This is a genomic window from Legionella adelaidensis, from assembly GCF_900637865.1.
GTDB lineage: Bacteria > Pseudomonadota > Gammaproteobacteria > Legionellales > Legionellaceae > Legionella_A > Legionella_A adelaidensis.
This window is the reverse complement of record NZ_LR134422.1, coordinates 121,545-141,710: the sequence shown is the minus strand read 5'-3', so window position 1 is coordinate 141,710 and position 20,166 is coordinate 121,545. Positions and strand designations below refer to the sequence as shown.

Below are 20,166 nucleotides of genomic sequence, written 5' to 3'. Positions count from 1 at the left end.
CCATCTTTCGGATATATATTGGATGCGCAATCGACACAATGTTTGTCAAGTTGCACAAAATGTATATCAACATAATATGAAACGTTTGCTTGAGATGCGGCACGATTCAAATGTGTGGTTGCAGTACTATCGGGAGCAAATCGACACCTTAAAAAATTTGTACAATGCCACAATATTACATATACAAGGCCATAGAAACCGCCTGGAGTACTGGGGGATTAGTCGTACCGACCAGCTTCTTCACGCAGAAGACCGCTATGCTTATTTGTTTCAACAGCATCGTGCTACACGTTTAAAAAATATAACTGAGAAGGGATTGAAAGCATTTATCGGTGGATTTGGTCTCTTTTTGTTATGTATTACCGGTATATCTTTAATACAAAGTTCTTTAGTTCTCGCTGCCTGGTCTGTGTTAAGCATTAGCTTGATCAGTATTGAGGCTTATATCTGGCAGCCCTATCGAATTAATTCCTTTTCTAAAGAGCTGGATAAATTATTGGGTAAAAAAACGGATAGTGAATATCAAGTTGAATTAACAAAACTGGAATTTTACTTTGCTATAGCGCTAGAACTTAGCACGCGTCTTCTTCATAAACATGTTGATAAAGATAATGCTTTCTTTTCGGGAAGAGGGCGAGTTATTGGAGGAAAAGAAATAGGGAAGGAGAACTATAAAGACCATAGACTATTATCAGTACAAAGTTCTTCCAGTTACGGATTGTTTCAAGGTTAAGATAATCGCTTACATGAAGGGACGGATGATGAAATGAATAAACTAAAAAAAGGAATTTTAATTCTGCTACTTAGCCTTCTGATAATAGGAGGTTTGGTGTGGTATGAATTTTTAGGAAAAAGAGCGCAGTTGCCTGTATTTGCCAAAGATATCTCTAATTCTTCCCCCATTTCTATTCTTGCCAAAGGTCTAGATATTCCCTGGGCGCTCGATTTTTTACCTGATAATAAAATTATTTTTACAGAACGAGCCGGAGAAATTAAGTTAATTGATATTAGCGAAAATAATAAAGTTCTGAAAATTGCTACATTACCCGATGTCAGCGCAGTTAGTGAAGCTGGGCTATTGGGCGTGGCAGTGCATCCTAATTTTGAAAAAAATCATTTTATTTATCTTTATTATACCTATAACAAGAGAGGTGATTATTTAAATAAAGTAGTCCGTTTTGAATTATTAAATCTAAAAATCGTTAATCCCAAGATTATTATTGACGGTATACCTGGAGCTTCAATACATGATGGAGGACGTCTTCGGTTTGGTCCAGATGGATATTTATATATAACTACAGGGGATGCTAACAAAGCTTATTTAGCACAGGACTTGAATTCTTTAGCTGGTAAAATTTTAAGAATCACCGATAAAGGAGGTATTCCCAACGATAATCCTTTTGCAGGCTCTCCTGTTTATTCCTATGGCCATAGAAACCCCCAAGGTATAGCCTGGGATAATCAGCACCAACTTTGGGCTACTGAGCATGGACCCAGTAAACATGATGAAATTAATCTTATTAAGCCTGGGCAAAATTATGGCTGGCCGATTATTAAAGGAAAAGAAAAAAAAGAGGGCATGGAAAGCCCTTTTTTAGAAAGTGGAGATGAAACCTGGGCTCCTTCCGGGGCTGATATTCATAATGATATTCTCTATTTTGGTGGGCTGAGAGGCAGAACTTTGTATTCTTTTAATCTAAAAACTAAAGAACTAAAAGAGTATTTCAATAGTCAATTTGGCAGATTAAGGGAAGTAAAATTTTCCAAAAAAGGTAGTTTATACCTTACCACAAGTAACCGAGATGGCAGAGGCCTGCCAGAGAACGATGATGATATGATTTTAATAATTAAAGGTCTAAAGTAGGACTTTCTTACCTGGGTTCTTAAGCTCGAGAAGATGACACGAGTGACAGAAATAAGCTGAAAATTCAGATGATAATTATAGGACTTGAGATGGAGACGCCTCATCATGTGAATCATCTTTTTCTTTCTCTGCTTTTATAGCTGCTTTGAATGCCGCAGACACTTTTGCTTGATAGTTAACTTGACATCTTTCAATAGTCTCAAGAAGCATCTCCTCATTGATTCCTGTCGTAGTATCTACTACTTGCTCCAGAATACTGGATTCAGTAAGTTTGCTACCATCCCAAGGTTCAAATGATGTAATTAAGTTTGAAAGGATATCGTCTGCAAATGGGGAAATATCAAATTTGTCAAACCGGGTAAGATACTCGCGAACAGTTATGGGCGGCAAAACTGGTGCAAAGGAATGGGTTTCATCTAATAGACTAAATAAACGGGGGAAACGATCTTCTTTTATACCTTCTATTGCAGCATACGCCTTCAATTCTTCCAGTTTAGGAAAAGTATAAAGTTTTCCAGTCCTCTCTTCATATTGATAAATCGGAAAGTCCGGAGGGAAGGCAAAAGCCTGGATTAAATATTTTTTTACCAAAGCAATTTCAAGCAAAGATTGATAATAATGTTTTACAGCAGCAGGGCTGGCATGTGCCCCTAATTCTACTTTACGAACAAACAAACCTACACAAGAGGGTTTCCAGGCGTCCAGGAGGACTTCATTCATTTGTCCATCAGCGCCACTTTGTATTTCAAGGCTTAATTCATCTAACGTTTTTATTCCTTCGCTATTTTCATGAAGTAAATCAATCCCTAGCCGCTCTTCTCGTTTTTTTAGTTTGGATATTCTGTTCGAATTAGAATCAGTAGCGCTTACATCATAAATATTGCATAACGCGGCATTAAATAATAAACCATAGCAACGCCCATCAATTCCATAAGTAGGTACATGTTTGCCCTTGACCAGCAGTGTAGTTGAGGATAAACAAGCGCCTTGGGCGCTAGATAATAACTGAGCTTCCGCTTTCCAATCACTTAAGCTTACATAATCAGGTTCTACGATAATGCGATTAATTGTTTTTGCAATTAATCTGGACTCAGTGTATAACTGACCTATGCTGGGCATAATTTATCCTAATGTTGCAATAAATAACAGTTAAGCCAAAATCGCGCTACATATATTTATTATACACATTGTAAAATATTAATTCTTAAGTAAGGATTAAGAGAATAAAAAGGAGTGTTAATGAGTAAGAGTTTACCTTTTGACGTGGTAATTAAAATGCTGGAAAATTTGAGCGAAACTCCTCTCGAAATGCCAGCTCTAATAGGGTTGGAGACTTATTCTGAGCAAAGGGTACGTAGTCGTCTTGATTCGATTTTAAATAGTACGTCCGATAAACTTTTTGCCAAATTGTTAAGCTTTATTTCCATGAACGAAGACGATAGTCTGGCAATCATGCAAGACGACACCTGCAAAAATATATTACTTACCAAAAGGCCCACCTGTTTACCTCATTGGATTATTAGTTTGGGGATAAGCCAACCACATGTAATTCCTTTTTTGTTAAAAGATGATGAATACAAAAACTCTTTATCACCTGCGGAATTTGACTATTTATTAGAAAATGTTCCTGGACTGAAAGAATTTGTAATGCGAGATAATATAGTACCTCCTTCCGATGAACATGAAAGTACCGAAACCTCGAGTATGTGTTTTCGATAAACCCAAAGGAAAGGATTATCCTTTATGGCTAAACTATATAAATTAAGGGTATTTTATAAGGAAGTGTAATGAAAGCAATTACGTTTGCGTATATGTTTTGTCTTACTCAATTTATATATGCCACCCCTATGCAGGATAAGTTAAATCTCGTTATTCATACCATGAATATTTGTTATGAAAATGAAAATAAAGTAGGAGTAGATTTAGCTAAATGTATGCTGGAGAAATTTGAAAAAATGGATAATCCCCAAGGATATCGTGTTAATGTTACAGATGAAAATCCGAGTAAAGTAATACCACATGCCATTACGATTAGTATTTATAATAAATACGGACAAATGATAATTTGTAATGGAACTGCCCAAGCAAAAATAGTGATAAATAATTGCACAGAGCAACAAAAACAGCCCTTAAATGCGGGGCAAGAGCTATCTATCACCCCGCCTAATTAAAATGTTAAATAGTATGATTAAATGTCCTTGTAATTTAGAAATCTATGCTAATTGCTGCGAGCCTTATCATACAGGCAAAAGTCTCCCACAGACACCCGCAGCGCTGATGCGTTCTCGCTATTCTGCATATGCTTTAGCAAATATCGAATATATTAAACAAACAATGACAGGAAAGCCGCTTAAAGAGTTTAATGAAAAGGAAGCAAAAGCTTGGGCTACCTCAGTTACCTGGCAAGGTTTGGAAGTGAAAGAGGAAAAAATTATCAATTCTAACTTGGGCTATGTGGAATTTATTGCCCAATTTTCCACAGCAAATAAATTGCAAACGCTGCATGAAGTGAGCGAATTTCATCGCATAGAGGGTAGGTGGTTTTATGTGGGGGGCACTTATCCCAAACCAAAAAAGAAAATTCTACAGCCTATTTCAAGAAATGGTCCTTGTCCCTGTGGCAGTGAAAAGAAATATAAAAATTGTCATGGAAAATAGCTACCACTCCAAATTTAAAGTAAAATATTTGATTTAATAATTGGCAATACAATGCTTAGAATCTTAGTAAAAATCTCGCTTCTCCTTTTCACTTTTACTACCTATGCAAATAATGATGAATTGTTGAAAAGCATAGAAAAAATAGAGAATTCGACTAACGCCAGAATTGGATTTTTTGCAATAAACACCGCTAATAATACGACCCTTCACTATCGCGCAGATGAAAGATTCCCTATGGGTTGTACATCAAAAGTAATAGGAGTGGCCGCCGTATTACATAAGAGCATGCATGACGAAAATCTCTTATCCAAATCAATCCATTATACAAAAGATGATCTTACTAATTGGACTCCCATTACTGAAAAAAATGTAAATGCCGGCATGAGTATACAAGCACTGTGTGCTGCGGCTATTTCTTATAGTGACAATACGGCTATGAATCTTTTGGTGAAGCAACTAGGTGGGCTCGATGAAATAAATGGTTTCGCCAGAACTTTACATAACGATTCCTTTCGTCAAGATCATAACTGGCCCGAAGAGGCACTTTCTGGAGGGAAAGACATCAGTGATAGTTCTACCCCGAGAGACATGGCAAGAAGCGTGCAGCGATTGGTAATTGGCAATCATTTGAACAATTATCAAAAAGATTTATTAATCCAGTGGCTTAAGGCAAATACCACCGGAGACCAAAAGATAAGGGCAGGTGTACCTAAAGATTGGGTAGTAGGAGATAAAACAGGAACCGGTTCTCTCTATGGAACAACTAACGATATAGCAGTTATATGGCCACCTCACTGCCAGCCCATCGTACTTGCAATTTATTACACGAATAAAAATAAAAAAGCGCCGATTAGAAACGATATAGTGGCATCGGTTACCAAGATGGTAATCCAGGATTTGGCGAAGAATGATGCTTGTTTAGCAAAAACTTAAAAAGTTTTTTTGAATAAAGACTACCTAGCTTCTTTAGTTAACCAAATAGATATTGCTTTAAGTGTTTCATCAATTACAAGCAATGTTTGTTGATACAGTTTTTCGAGTAGTGTCCTTTTTCCTACTTTCCAGTATCTTTCAAGATATTGACAAGCCATTTTCATTCTAGTGGCGCCAATGTATACAGCTCCTCCTTTAATTTTATGCGCTAATTTTTGTACCGATTCCCAATCACCTTTTTCATAGGCAGCTTTCATTTTCTCAACGTCAGAGTTAAGCAGAGACTCATCGATCATCATTTTTAACACGGTATATAAACTGTCTTTGCTAGCATTCAAGGAAATTGCTTCATCGACATCAAATAACTTAAAGTCATCCAACTGGAAAAGATTTTCCTCGTTTTGCGGTAAATCCTTCAGATACCCGGAATTTTCATCCAAAGGCTCACCTTTTTGATTAACTTCATTGGCGGAGGAATTGCTCATAAAATTCTCGTGTAGCTTGTTGTTTTTACTAAGTCTAGAATCTAAGTCAATAAAAATCTAATTATGACTTCAGACCCACTTGGTTAGGTGATTGAAGTTTTTACATAGGTTTTAATAATATTTTGTAAAATTTCGAGTTGCATAGGCTTTGAATAAATTTGATTTATTCCTGCCTCCAAACAAATCTGACTGATTTCCTGAGCATTATGTCCCGTCAAACCTATAATAGGGGTGGGTTCTTTATTATTTTTTTCTTCCCATCTTCTAATTTCCTTAGCTAATTCATCACCAGATTTCCCTGGCAAGCCAATATCAGTAATTATTAAATCGAATAATTGAGATTGGACTAATGAAAATGCTTTTTCAGCATCATCCGCTACAAAAACTTGCGCCGGCAATCCTTCTACCATGTTTTTTAACACTGTAAGAGCGATAAAATTATCTTCTACCAATAAAATTTGAATCATTTCAAGCTTAACGCTTTCAGTAATTACATTAGAAGAGGGGGGTAATGAATCTTCCTTGCATGTTAAACTTACTTGTTCTGTAACCTGAGAGATACTCGTGTTTGTTAAAAAATCAGAGCGAGGACGTTTATCTATCTCCATTGGCAAAACCACTGAAAAGGTAGTGCCTACACCTTCCTTACTGGTTAAGCTTATGGTTCCCTTTAATAATTCAATATACTTTCTGACAATATGTAATCCTATCCCATTTCCCGTATAAATCCCTTTATAGGAAGGACTTACTTTAAAAAAGCGATCGAAAACTTTATCTAGAAATTCCTCTGGAATGCCAATACCAGTATCAAAGACTAAGAATTCAATATGTGCTACGCCGTTTTTCATTGATTTCACTTTCGCATCAATCCCAACATGTCCTTTTTCTGTAAATTTAATCGCATTCCCAATTAAGTTTAATAAAATCCGATGTAGCTTCATTTTATCGCCAATAATAAATCGAGGAACAGCCTCTTCTATGTGGCTCTTAATGTCTAATTGGCGAGTTTTAACGGCAGCACTTTGGAGTTCTAATACGTCCTTCACGACCTGATATAAATCAAATGTCTCATGTTTTAATTCATTTTCATTTGCAGAATCGGTGGCTACCATGTCTAGAACACCATTCAGCAAGCCTAACAATTTTTCTCCGCTTACATTCACCCAATGGGCATGCTGTCTTTCTTCAGGATTATGTACTTCTTCTTCTAAAATGTGTGACATGCCTATAATGCCTGTTAAAGGCGTGCGGATATCATGGCTCATGTTGGCTATAAATTCAGATTTGGCACGAGATGCTGCTTCGGCGGAGTCCTTTGCCTCCATAAGTTCTGTTATATCTACTGTGATGCCAACTAGCCCTATTATTTTTCCCCTTATATCATGTATAGGAACCTTGCTGACTAAAGTATGAAGGGTTTTGTGATCTTCATTAACCAGTAAACCCGGTTCATTTAAAATTGACTTTCCTGTGCGTAGAATTATTTTATCCACTTTTTGGTAGCTTTTTGCAAGTTTGCGATCGATAAAGATGTCTAGATCAGTTTTGCCTATAATCTCTTGCGGTGAGTCGAAATGAACAAAATCAGCAGCTAATTGATTGCAACCAATATATTCAAGCTTCGTATTTTTCCAATAGATATAACAAGGAATTTTATTAATAATGTTTGTTAGATAATTATAAATTTCATGGATGTATTCCACAGTAGACAATTTATTATTAAAGCGATGTCCTGTAACTTTTGCGCACTCGCTGCTTACGGCATGTTTAATCGCCTCAATCTCAGTAACATCTTCGTCCACTAAAAAATAATGAGGTATATTATCTATTAGTATTTTTTTCTTGGCCCATTTTTTATAATGACGACCTATGCGTATAGGTTTTCCTATCAATTTTGCATTTGAATTTATTAACGAAGGCAGGCCTAAGCTTTTCCAGAAAGGGATGATTGAAGTATTTATCACTTTAGATTTCTGAATACCTAAGAGTTTTTTACAAAAGTCATTGATATATTTAATATTCAACTGCTTATCGATTACAATCAATGAAATACCTAACAAGGTGTAGGCTTCACCAAAAGTAGTAATTTTATCTTCTTCAATACTTTTCATAATCCATCATTTTTGTAATATTCCATTAACTATGATTCAAAAACTCCTTTTTTATTAAGTATATCTAAAATATAAGAACTATTTATATCATTTAAGATTGTTTCATGAGTGGCATTTATTGTATGACAAGTAATAAGGCCTTTGTTATATCGAGACCAACCATTTGTTGGATGATCGATAGTTTTATACTCATCCATCAATTCCGTGGCTTTAAACAAGATCATTTCTTGATTCATACTAGAAGGTACATGGTCCATTAATAATTGCATTCTGTCCCAGGCAAGCGAAATTAGTTGGTCTGAAAAGTGTTGATTAGTTTTTTGAAATAATGTTTTAAAACGAAGCTCATCTTTATGGTCTTTTGAAAAAATGCACCAGCTATCAATAAGTGCTAATAATTGGATCTTTTCGTTTTCATCTCTTAGTAACTTTGCCATTTCATAGACTAGATTCCCTCCAAAAGAATACCCCATTAAATAATAAGGGCCTTTCGGTTGAATTTTTTTGATAGATGCTAGATAGGTTTCTGCCATTTCATGAATACTATCAAACAGTAATTCACCGCCTGTTATGCTCGGGTCTTGCATTCCAAAAACTGATATAGGGTGTGAAAGTTGAGAACACAACGTGTTGAAGCAATAAATCATGCCGCTGGCTGGGTGACAAACAAAAAGGAAGGGTGGGTTTGAGTTTTGGGGTTTCAGGGGAACGATAATATCTACACTTTCCGTTTTATGTTTATTCAGAAGAAGACTAAATGCGCGAATTGTGGGATGTTTATATAATTGCTGGACTGAGAGAGAGCTCTTAAATAGTCTGTTAGTTTTATCGATCGCTTGTAATGCATTTAACGAGTGTCCGCCCATACTGAAAAAATCATCATCAATCCCTATGGCCTCTATTCCCAAAACATTCTGCCAAATTGTAGCCAATTGCTTCTCTTCCGTATTTTGAGGAGCTGAATAGTCATTTGTAACTGAGAACAAATTGCGTGAAGTTTTGGTAATGGAGGATAACTTGTTTTCTTGAAACTGTTTTAGTACGAGTTCGTGCTCTTCCAAATCATAATTTGAGACAACTACGTGAGAGTAACCACTTTTTAATATCTTGAAGAATAACTCTTGACCTTGTGCTGAGGAGATATCGTTACCTCGGTTTATGAAGCTTATCGCATTTATATTTTTTACAGCCATCCCTAAATCTTTCCAAGTATTCCAATTAATACTTATCACCTTATTTGATTGAAATAGCTCTGTGATTGCAAAAGCATTTAATCCTGCGTTTGCTGCTGCATAATCTATTTGCCCAGGCTCTCCTAAAAGAGAAACAAGGGAAGACATTAAAACTACAAAGTCCAGTTGGTGATTTTTAAAAGCTTTTGCGAGACTGTATGTACCATGAATTTTGGGTAAGAAGATTTGTTCTGTCATAGCTTTGGTTTTTAAGGGAATAATCCCCCCGCCGGCTGTCCCGGCGGTGTGGAGTAAGCCATTTATAAGCCCAAATTTTTGCTTGTAATACTCCACTATAGATTCCACGGCTTCAGAAAGCGTAATATCAATTTGATGCCAGTAAATTAAAGCCCCCGCATTTTTTAATTTCTGCAAAGAAAGAATTTTTTGATAATACGGATGCTCAGCTTCTTTTATTATTTCTCCCCAAGTTTCTTCTTCGATAACTGGGGATCTTGAAAGTAAAATCAATTTTGGATTTTTTGCATGCATTGCAATAGTGCCACAAAGAGAAAGGGCCATATCTCCTATTCCACCGGTAATAAGATAAACTCCCCCATCCTTAAATGGATTTTTTTCAGAGCTGTCCGTAATTGGTTGATAAGTTAATTTCCAGCAGATATTGTTTCTTAATGCAATTCCCGTATAGTAAGTACCCCATGAGTCGGTTAAGTATTTTACTAAAAAGGAAATACTGGTAGGAGAGGACGCTTTACTCATCTCTAAATCGATTGAACGAAACTCAAGGGAGGGATACTCTTTGCTGATTACTTGGCATGCCCCATGAATACATGCATTTACAGGAATGCTTAATTCCATTCCAGTTATTCTTTGCGTACCTTTTGTTAAAACTAATCCTTTTAATGGACAATTGTCTCCTAATGCCTCTAGAAATGCTTGCGACAGATATAAAAGACTATAAAAGCCTAAAGCAAGAAAGTTATTAATCACCGTTGGTTCAAGGAATTGGCTCTGATTGGCAGTTAAAGAAAATAGATGAACAAAATACGGTGCTTTTATGTTGTCTTTAATAGAGTCTATCAATTTAAAATAATGGTCTTTCTCTTCAGGATTTATTTTATAATGATTCTCAGGTAAGGATTCATAACTATCACCGAGCTCGACTATAATAATATGTGCACCATATTGTGTGAGTACCTCAATAAGAGTGGTACTAATATCGGATGGTTCTTTAAAAATAATCCAGCTGTGACTTTGAATAAGTTCTGAACTTAAATGGTCCTCATAGCTTGGTTTTTGAAACCATGCTTGCTTATATAACTTATTATCGTTTTGTTTGAATGTATCGGGTTCTATCCAATATTTTTGCCTTTGAAAAGGGTAGGGGGGTAGTGGTGTACGCGCAGGTTGCGTGTTATGAATTTTTTCCCATTGAATAGGAAGGCCTTGCTCCCATAATGCGCCTAGTATGGTAAATAATTGATATAAATCACTGGAGCCTTTATTGCGATTAGGCAATGCATTTCCTACATATGGTTTATTATTAAAACCATAAAAAGTTATTATATTTTTTATAAAATTACTTAAACTGTGCCCTAATCCGACTTCAATAAAAATCGGATGCTTATCTTTCAATATGGTTTTAAATCCATCGCATAATTTTACTGTTTGGCGCAAATGCGCATACCAATAGTTAGGATCCATTGCTTTTTCAGAAGGCAGCCAATCTCCAGTAACATTGGAAATGATAGGAATTGAAGGAGCTGATAAAGGGATTTTAGACAGCAGCTCTAGGAACGAGTCTTTTATTTCTTCCATAAAACGGCTATGAAAAGCATGGCTGACTTGTAATCTTTGGTAGGATTTTTTACAAGCAATTAAATGCTTTTCCAAAGACTTAATTGATTCAATATCCCCTGATACTACACAATGAGATGGAGCATTATGTAAAGCTAATTCTATGGACATTGTTTTTTTAAAATGAATAACGTCTTCTTCAGCACATTCTATAGCAAGCATTGCCCCTTTAGGCGCCAAAGACATTAGAAGTCCTCGTTTGCATATTAAAGTGATACCTTCTTCAAAGGTGAACACTTCAGCAAGACAAGCTGCAACATATTCGCCAAGACTATGTCCTATTAGAGCATTGGGTTTAATCCCATAATCAATTAATAATTTAGAGAGGGCATATTCAATAATAAAAAGAGAAGGCTGAGAATATTGTGTTAAATGAATTTCTTCTTGGCTCGGATCACATATAATGTCTAGTAAGTCACGGTTTAAACAAGATTTTGCGATAGAGAACCCTTTATCTAGATAAGCCGCAAAACTAGGAATAGCATCATATAATTCCATCGCCATTTTAAAATATTGGCTACCTTGCCCTGGAAACATAAAGACAATGCTGTGTTGAGTGCTTTCTTCAAAAAAAACCGGTTTTCGTTGTTGGAATCCTCGAATTAAGCTATCGATGTTGTTGCCTACTGCAAAAGTTCGCCAGGGGAAATCTTCACGTCCTACTTGCAGAGAATAAGCGATATTTCCAAGATTTGAGGCACTTCCTTTTGCTTTAGATAAATAATTAGCTAAGTTATAGGCATGTTCTTTTAAGGCCTGTTCACTTTTAGCGGAGATAATCAGTATTTCGTCTTTCGCGGGTGAAATTTCTGAAAAATGGTTATCGTATTCACTTAGTATCATATGGGCATTTGTGCCTCCAACGCCAAAAGAACTAATACCGGCATAGCGTTTTTTTATACCATTGTTCCAATTAGAAAGAGTTTTATTAACAAAAAAGGGACTGTCTTCCAAAGCTAAATCGGGATTTGCTTTTTTAAAATGCAGCAAGGGGGGTATCTGTTTATGATATAGGCATAGCGCTGTTTTAATTAAGCCTGCTATCCCTGCCACCACATCTGTATGCCCTATATTGGCTTTTACAGAGCCAAGTGCACAATATTGGGTTTTAATGGTGTGCTCTTTATAGGCGGTTTTTAATGCGTCAATTTCTACAATATCACCTAAAGCGGTGGCCGTTCCATGCGCTTCAAGATACCCAATTTCTTCCGCATTTATTTGAGCCTCCTCTAAGGCACTACGTATACAATTAATTTGACCACTGGTACTAGGTGCTGTAAAGCCTAGTTTTTCCCCGCCATCATTATTTATGCCCCGCCCTTTAATGACGGCGTAAATAGTATCCCTATCTTCAATCGCGTCTTTTAGTCGTTTTAAAACAACAACGCCCACCCCATTTGAAAATACTGTTCCATTCGCACTATCTGAAAAAGGCTTACAATGTCCATCGGGTGAAACAATACTTCCTGCTTGATATAAATAGCCCTTGTGTTGCGGAACGACAATGGAAGCAGCGCCCGCTAAAGCCACATCACTATATCCATGAATTAAGTCTTGGCATGCATGGTCAACGGCTATTAATCCTGTGGAGCATGCGGTATTTACGTTAACACTTCGACCACGAAGATTTAATCGATAGGAAATTTGCGTACTCAACATACTGGTACTGGTGGAAATACGTTGATGCAACACATCGGTTTCTGAACTAACTAATTTATTTTTTAAGATGTTTTCTTGCAAATACGAACTATCGCTGATACCAGCAAATACACTAATGGTTTTATCCGAGACTTTACTGGGTGCGATATTTGCATGTTCTAATGCGTGCCAAGAGCACTCTAATAGTAGTCTTTGTTGAGGATCAGCAAGGCTTGCCTCCATTGGATTAAATCCAAAAAAATGGGCATCAAAATATTCTATGTCGGACAGAATACCTTTTACCGGTACGTAATTAGAGTTTTCATCCTGTAATACATCTTGACTGAATCGAGTTAGAGATTCCCTTCCTTCACATAAATTCTCCCAATATTCCTCCACACTATGGGTTCCAGGAAAACGGCAAGCCATACCTACTATGGCGATATCTGTATTATATTCTTTACGTCTTTGTTTAGGAGTGACGAATACAGCATCGCCTTCAATGTAACGACTTAATTTGTGAATGGTTGGATGAGCAAGAATATCGCCAATATGTATTTCAGATTCTATTTCATTATTAATGCGGGTACAGGCTTCTGCTATAAGAAGTGAATTTGCTCCTAATTCAAATAAGTTTTTATTGGTATCGATTACAGTTCGGTTTAATAAACGCTTCCAAACTTCTTTAATTTTTTCTTCAATAGTGCTCTCAGAAGAGGAGTCAATATGAATCGAGAGGTCAATGTGGGGTATCTTTTCAAGTTTAGATTTATCTACTTTACCAATGAGAGTTAATGGAAATTTTTCTACTTTAACGTATTTTGCAGGAAGCATATAAACAGGAAGAATTTGTTTAATAAAATCCCGAATTTCTTCCGCCTTTATTATGGTATTGGTCTTTGAGAAAATCAGATAGGCGGTTAGTGTTTTATGATGATCGCCTGTTAATTCAACATTTACTGAGGCCATACTTATTTGCGGGTGTTGGATGAGGGCCGACTCAATCTCATTTAAGTGTATTCTAAAACCCCCAATTTTCACTTGATCATCGTACCTACCTAGGTATAGCAAGTCACCTGAAGATAGTAATGTTACTTTGTCCCCTGTTTTATAAAGTTTTGTATGAGAGGGGATATTAGAGAAAGGATTTAAAATGAACTTTTCATTATTTTGAAGATCGCAATTATGGTATCCAAGTGCTAGATTAGCGCCGCTAATGTAAAGCTCCCCTTCGGGTACTTCGTTTAATTCTTCATCTAGAATATAAGCCTTGGTGTTGGCTACTGGACGACCAATACTTTCCAAGTATAAGTTGTCATAACTATGCCGCGTATCAATTACCTGTCTAATAACATAACAAGTGGTTTCAGTAGGCCCATAACCATTTATAAGGGTTATGTCGCGTTTTAGAGTTTTTCGATAATGAATAAACTTAGTAATCAGATCAACACTGATTTGTTCCCCGCCAAATAAAATAGTGTGTATTGTGTCTAGCGTATGAGGCGCTGATATTATTAGCTGGTGTAGATAGCTCGTGGGTAAAAATAAATAAGCTATTTCAAATTCTAATAATATTTTTCTAAATTTGGTGTGATTAAACTTGGCATCACTAGGAATAATGCATAAAGTAGCGCCATTTAAAAGAGAGGTCCATATTTCATAAGTGCTTCCATCAAATGCCACGCTACTAAACTGGGCCATTTTCTCGCCTGGCCCAATTTGTATGGTGTTTTCAGTAAAAGCAATATTAATTACTGCTTGATGAGGGATAATAACCCCTTTAGGGCGACCCGTGGAACCAGATGTATAAATCATATTTACTGGATCCATGGTAGAGATATCGGAATTTAAATTATTTTTTTGAAAAGTTTTTGATTCTTGAAAAATTACCCTAGGAAGAAGTATTTGAGTTTCAATCCCGGCTAGTTGACGTTCAAACGATTCGTTTGTAATAAGTAGGCTTGGATTAGCATCTTGTAATATATCTTTTAAACGGGATTTAGGTGCATGTGTATCAATGGGGATATAAACAGCATCCAGTTTTATAATCGCTATTATGAAAAGAATAAATTCAGACCCAGGCTCTAGTAAGAGCGCTACAAAATCTCCTTTTTCTACTGATTCGCCTTTTAGGTAGTGCGCTACTTGATTTGCTTTTTCATTGAGTTCCAAATAGCTATATTCAGTATTACTATCTCTGAGGGCTAATGCCGTAGGATATTTACTAGCTTGCTCTTCAAATAACTTTTTTACCGTATCAGCAAATAGGTGTTTTTTAGGTCCTGCCATTTATGTTTTGCCGTGAGATACCAAAATAAGCAAATTATACTCTAAAAACTTATATTTAGGCTAAAAATAGAACAATTTATTTTGGTCTCCTTCCCAAATCATACCCAGTCTGCTTCTTTTCCACTACTCATGCAGTATCAGCCTTACTTCTTATATTAAAACGAATTTCTTTTTCAATATATAATGGGTTTGTGGCACTTAAAATCTTTTTTCCAAAATTTGAAATTAACCTTAAAAATCAGTTCGAAAACTCTATACATAAATTAAAGTTCATTTTAACCTATTCTTTTAGTCTTTCTGAACTATAAGGAACAATAATGAGAGTAGGGTATGCCCGAGTTTTTACACATGAACAGAATTTAGACTTACAACTTGATGATAAGCTAAAACTTGTAAGTAAATATCTAGCAATTGAAATATTCTTTCCTAAATCTTTATTACACTGATTTTAAATAAACAAAGATGAAAGGCAGAGGAGTAAACAAAACCCTAGTTTTCTGCCGTTGAAGGAGCCGAGAAGACTTAGTTCCAGAAGCTAATATTTTGAAGAAACTCTTGTGTTTCTTAATTTATATTTCAAATACTCGATGGTATTTTTAAAGTATTTTACGAAGAGAAGTTACGCTTTCCTTTAAATTTAGCGTTTCAAGTTTATTTAAATACTGATCTATCGAATATGGTGGATTCTTAAGCCTTCTTATAAATTGCCTGAATCGACTTTATAACTATATGCTGATTTAATTCCAGCAAATGCAAAAGGAAAATATCAGGATGTTGGGCCTCAATTCCATATTTTTCTAATGATCCTCTAGGGAAATCTTTTAGATTATAAGTAACAATTACATCCGAGTGGGAAACAATTGCTGCTGCAAGAACATGTTTGTCATTTTCGTCTGGTAAGTTTAGGGAAGCTTCTAATTCATGAAAATCTTCAACAAGACAATCTAATACTGCATTATTTATCAATTCTTTTGTTTTAGTTAATGTCTCAATATTAAGATGGGGGTTATTAATCAACGCGTTCCTTATCCATTCACTATGGATTTTTTCAGACCATTTGGCTCTATGCAAACCATCTACAGCCAGTTGAATCAATAAGTCCCTCATTGATGGAGGATATAACACGCAAGCATCATAAAGCGCAGTGAATTTTGTCATTCATCGTAGTCCATTCCAAAATCTTGAGCTTGCTTCACCAGCTCATCAATAGCATGATTTTGTTTTTTGCTGCTTTCATCTTTGAACTTAAATAAATCTTTCGCCAAAACTTTTCTTCTGTTACCAGTTCTTGAAAATGGAATTTGTCCTGAGTCGAGAAGCTTTATGAAATATGGTCTTGAGACATTGAGTAAATCTGCTGCTTCTTGCGTTGTCAAGGCGGCATGTCGCGGGATCATTGTAAGAGCATTCCCTTGAGCAAGCTGTCCTAGGGCTTCTAGCAGAAGTTTCACAGCTGACAACGGTAGCTCAACTTGCATATCCTGTATTAATAGCTTGGCTTTTTTCATATCTAAATGAGCTTTTTCAATGGCATTTACAGATGTTTTTGCAATTTCTCTATCATGTTTGCTAGGGATACTTAGCTCAAAGTTATGTGGTGATAGCATATTGGCTCTCCTTTTGTATAAAACTATTATAGTTGATATTCGAAATATTCGAATCTATGCTGGTAAAATATTTAAAACTCATATAGGTAATTTGATTTTTCTGTATTGATCCAAGGGCAGGCAAGTTAAGTTAAGAAAACCCTCATTTTATTTACCATGTACCATTATTTAATGGAGTGTGCTGCGTGCAAACATAAGGGGAAAGTAATTGAATAGTTAGCTTTCTCAAATAAATCACGACATATTAAAATCAAATGAGGAAGAATAGGGAGCCAAATTGTCAAAACTTTGGCAGATTATAAATTTCTACCTTAAGCAATATAACCCAAGACTTTGTCCACGCTGTTTCTGGTTACCGAGTGGTAATTGACTCGCGCTTTTTTGTATATTTCTAAAGCCCAGGCTTTCCCTTCGGGAGTAGCGGCCAAGGCTTTATACACTTGTAACACATAGTGTCGCCTACCTACGTTTTGTAAAAAATAGGCTATTGCCTCGTAGGCATTTGTATAGTGATGTTGAATCACATGCGAAAACCAAGCCGAAGTAATTTTAATATTTCCTGATTGCGTAAAATTAAACGCCTTATCTAATTCGCTCATTTCTTCAAGAGTTAGAGTGCTGGGTAAATGATGGATAAAATACTCCCACTCCTGGGTACTCCAAGGGTTAACGGCAAGATCTGTAGCTGGGGTTCCTTGCTCAAATCGTTTAAGGTTTTCTTTTACTTTTGCAAAGCGTTGTGAAGAGGTAAAGATTATCTCTTTGGGCATACCGGGTTCGTAAATCCAGGAGTTAATCTTCTCTAATAAAGAAGGATTAATCACTAAATTATTTTGTAAATAAGAAAGGAATTGTTCTGTAGTAACTGTTTGAAAAGCAAATTCTTGAAAGTATTGATTTAAGAAAGAATCAAAAGACTCTCTCCCTACCTGTTCTTCAATAAAGCGAAGAAGAAAATATCCTTTTTCGTAGGGTATGCGGGTGAGGCCTTCATCAGGGTCATAACCGGTTAAATTTGTCTTTAATGAAGTAAATTGGGGTTTTACTTCTTTTAATGCATCGACTAAATCATAATAGCCGAGCTCCTCAAGCATATCGCTATAATCCTTTCCTTCTTGCTCTTCCATAATCCGGCGTTCAAAATAAACAGTAAATCCTTCGTTTAACCAAAAATCATTCCACGTTGCATTCGTGACTAAGTTACCACTCCATGAATGTGCCAGCTCGTGGGCTATAAGACTAACCAGAGAACGATCGCCGACTAAAATGGTCGGCGTTGCAAAAGTTAAACGGGGATTTTCCATCCCTCCGAAAGGGAAAGAAGGAGGAAGAACGAGAACATCATAACGTTCCCAGGCGTAAGGACCATATAGCTTTTCCGCATTGGTTAACATATTCTCCATGTCTTCCAACTCATAAGTCGCTTTATTAACGACAGAAGGCTCTGCATAAACTCCCGTTCTTGGGCCAATTGCTTTAAATTGTATGTCTCCTACTGCAAGCGCTAATAGGTAAGGGGGAATAGGTCGTTCCATGGTGAAATGATAAATACCGCTATCATTTTTTACTTGTGGATTTTTTGCGCTCATGAGGGCTAATAAAGAAGGGGGTACCTTAACCGTTGCTTCGTAAGTAATGCGTATTCCAGGACTATCTTGAACAGGTATCCATGACCTCGCCAAGATTGCCTCTGACTGGGTAAAAAGAAAAGGATGTTCTTTGCCGGCTGTTTGTTCCGGATCAAGCCATAGCAAAGCGGCCGCGTTTGGATTTGTTTGATAGTAAATAGTGAGGTATTGCGTTTGAGGTTGAATCCCCACATGTAAGGCTTGTCCCAGGTGCTTGTCGGTAGGGCCTAAGTGAAACTGCGCAGGAGTCTCTTTTTCATCCAAGGTTATTTTTTCAATGGTTAGGTTATTCGAGTCAAAAATAATTTCCCTGGCATTATTTAAATTCTCAATTCGGTACTTTGCTTTACCAGCAATAATTTTCTTTGCAAAATCTACTTCCACATTTAAATCTAAATGTTTAATTACCACTTCTGCTGAATTGGAGTAAGAGTGGACATCATTTTTTATTGAATTCATCTGTCTGTTACTTGTTAATTGGGAAGTAGGGTGAGCAAAAAGCAGTCCATTTGCAAATACAAAGAGTACTAAGATTTTTAGTAATATTCTACTCATAATTAAAATCAATTTTATGGTTGTTAATCTTCAAACGCTCGTCTATAACGCACTATAGACAGTGTAAAAATAGTTCCTGGCGTAATAATAACTATATTTTTATACTGGGAGATTCTGCAGGCATTTTCCTTTCGGCTAATGGCTTGTAAGTAGGAGGTAACACCTTGCAGTCTATAAAACGCTGTTCAGTAAATTCTCTTCTTCTTGCAAAAGAACCCTTTGGATTACCTGGTACAATCGCATTAAGTGCATCCATCAAATCAGCGGCAGAACGTATGTCCCCTTTATCAATCTGGTCAACAATTTTGGCTATTTCCGCTACATGATGACGATTCCAATGTCCATAAAAAAAGCGTTTTACGCATGAATTTCCCTTGGTATAATCGTTTAATAATTCTCGCGCGCTAAGTAGAGGCGTGGACTTGGTATTCCACAATTTTAAATAGGGCTCATAGGGTGCTTTGGTATTCGTTTCTGTGTCTTGGCGATGTGTTCTATTTTCCGATTGCGATTGATTTAAGATAGCCGGTGGATGAGTGGCGCGTGGTTGAAGGTCTGGGGTGTTTTCACTTGCAGCGGGAGGAGTTTTGTGGGTTAATTTTCCCGAAACCTTGAAATCCTCACTTTTTAATTTTTGTCCTTCCAAAAAATAGGCATAAAAACGATTGTTTTGTAAATGAGCGGTATCTTTTTGCTCCAATGCGTCGATAAAATTATGTAATCTATCTAATTCCGCAATATAATACGCAGCTAACTTCTTGTTCGGCTGGGCTTGTATGCCCCCCCAAAAGTTTGGTTCAACTGCCCCATCAATAAACGCCAGACCTTGGTTAAAATACTGGCTATTCATATGCTCTCTAACCGGCAAAAACAAGCTATAACCTGCCCCAAGCGCCCTGTATAAATCAGCCAAGGCACCTTCTACAAATGCTTTTTGTGTCTCATTGCTACTCCATTGCTCCATGGAAGTAGTGGGTAAGCTCAGTGTTGGAAAGCCTGCTTCTCCTATTTGGCGGGCTGCTTGTGCTAAGCCCGAGCCAGATTTTACCGAAAACAGGGTAGTTTTTGAGGGGGCATGATGTGTAGAGTTGCCTGGAAAAATAAAAACAAGCTTTTTCGGATCGAGTCCTGCTGCTGCCGCTTGTCCTTTAAAAGAGTTAACACTAACGTTACCATCAAAATAGAGAATAGGCATGGTGTACTCCGAATACGCAGGATAGCTCTTTAAACTAATTATACATTTCGAATTTATTTTAAGCAAAGTAAATTGGTACTATTTTGAAGTGTCCTGGAGGGGATTGCAAAATACAGTACTCCTAAATGAAAAGTCTGCTGAGAACGAAATCGA

General features: G+C 36.6%; 14 protein-coding genes. 6 read left to right on the top strand and 8 right to left on the bottom strand.

Annotated features, from left to right (window positions below):
• Window positions 1–76 precede the first annotated feature (76 nt).
• Together EL206_RS05265 and EL206_RS05260 are read left to right on the top strand one after the other, a co-directional pair.
• Entirely contained in the window at window positions 77–733 is a 657-nt protein-coding gene (locus tag EL206_RS05265; RefSeq protein WP_131739773.1) for a hypothetical protein, read from the top strand.
• A gap of 33 nt (window positions 734–766) precedes the next feature.
• Entirely contained in the window at window positions 767–1,864 is a 1,098-nt protein-coding gene (locus EL206_RS05260) for a PQQ-dependent sugar dehydrogenase (protein ID WP_058462650.1), read from the top strand.
• A gap of 75 nt (window positions 1,865–1,939) precedes the next feature.
• Here the strand turns inward: EL206_RS05260 and EL206_RS05255 are convergent, their stop codons facing one another.
• Window positions 1,940–2,983 carry a hypothetical protein gene (locus EL206_RS05255; RefSeq protein ID WP_058462651.1) on the bottom strand — a complete coding sequence of 348 codons (1,044 nt, stop codon included), beginning with the start codon at window positions 2,981–2,983 and terminating at the stop codon, window positions 1,940–1,942.
• Window positions 2,984–3,103: 120 nt separating this feature from the next.
• Between EL206_RS05255 and EL206_RS05250 the strand changes: the two genes are divergently transcribed.
• The 4 genes from EL206_RS05250 to bla all read left to right on the top strand — a co-directional run bounded on the left by EL206_RS05250 (window position 3,104) and on the right by bla (window position 5,455).
• Window positions 3,104–3,583 carry a hypothetical protein gene (locus tag EL206_RS05250; protein WP_058462652.1) on the top strand — a complete coding sequence of 160 codons (480 nt, stop codon included), beginning with the start codon at window positions 3,104–3,106 and terminating at the stop codon, window positions 3,581–3,583.
• A 68-nt stretch (window positions 3,584–3,651) separates the two neighbouring features.
• Window positions 3,652–4,035: a hypothetical protein gene (locus EL206_RS05245; protein WP_058462653.1), complete on the top strand. Its 384-nt coding sequence runs from the start codon at window positions 3,652–3,654 to the stop codon at window positions 4,033–4,035.
• A 13-nt stretch (window positions 4,036–4,048) separates the two neighbouring features.
• Window positions 4,049–4,522, top strand: coding sequence for a YchJ family protein (locus EL206_RS05240; protein ID WP_058462719.1), 474 nt, complete (start codon window positions 4,049–4,051; stop codon window positions 4,520–4,522).
• Window positions 4,523–4,573: 51 nt separating this feature from the next.
• Window positions 4,574–5,455, top strand: a complete 882-nt coding sequence (bla, locus tag EL206_RS05235) for a class A beta-lactamase (protein ID WP_058462654.1) — start codon at window positions 4,574–4,576, stop codon at window positions 5,453–5,455.
• Window positions 5,456–5,475: 20 nt separating this feature from the next.
• Here bla and EL206_RS05230 read toward each other — a convergent pair whose 3' ends face one another.
• From EL206_RS05230 to EL206_RS05195, 7 genes are all read right to left on the bottom strand, one after another.
• On the bottom strand, window positions 5,476–5,940 hold the full coding sequence (locus EL206_RS05230) for an Hpt domain-containing protein (protein WP_058462655.1): 465 nt from the start codon (window positions 5,938–5,940) through the stop codon (window positions 5,476–5,478).
• An 83-nt stretch (window positions 5,941–6,023) separates the two neighbouring features.
• Window positions 6,024–8,051, bottom strand: a complete 2,028-nt coding sequence (locus tag EL206_RS05225; RefSeq protein ID WP_058462656.1) for a PAS domain-containing sensor histidine kinase — start codon at window positions 8,049–8,051, stop codon at window positions 6,024–6,026.
• A 29-nt stretch (window positions 8,052–8,080) separates the two neighbouring features.
• Window positions 8,081–15,028 carry a type I polyketide synthase gene (locus tag EL206_RS05220; protein WP_065310963.1) on the bottom strand — a complete coding sequence of 2,316 codons (6,948 nt, stop codon included), beginning with the start codon at window positions 15,026–15,028 and terminating at the stop codon, window positions 8,081–8,083.
• Between the two features lie 687 nt (window positions 15,029–15,715).
• On the bottom strand, window positions 15,716–16,186 hold the full coding sequence (locus EL206_RS05210) for a PIN domain-containing protein (RefSeq protein WP_232048519.1): 471 nt from the start codon (window positions 16,184–16,186) through the stop codon (window positions 15,716–15,718).
• Window positions 16,183–16,635, bottom strand: a complete 453-nt coding sequence (locus EL206_RS05205; RefSeq protein WP_058462657.1) for an excisionase family DNA-binding protein — start codon at window positions 16,633–16,635, stop codon at window positions 16,183–16,185. Before EL206_RS05205 ends, EL206_RS05210 begins: the two co-directional genes overlap by 4 nt.
• 311 nt (window positions 16,636–16,946) lie before the next feature.
• Entirely contained in the window at window positions 16,947–18,722 is a 1,776-nt protein-coding gene (locus EL206_RS05200) for a M1 family metallopeptidase (protein ID WP_232048518.1), read from the bottom strand.
• A 187-nt stretch (window positions 18,723–18,909) separates the two neighbouring features.
• Complete coding sequence (locus EL206_RS05195) at window positions 18,910–20,013, bottom strand: DUF5617 domain-containing protein (protein ID WP_058462658.1); 1,104 nt, start codon at window positions 20,011–20,013, stop codon at window positions 18,910–18,912.
• Between the last annotated feature and the right edge of the window lie 153 nt (window positions 20,014–20,166).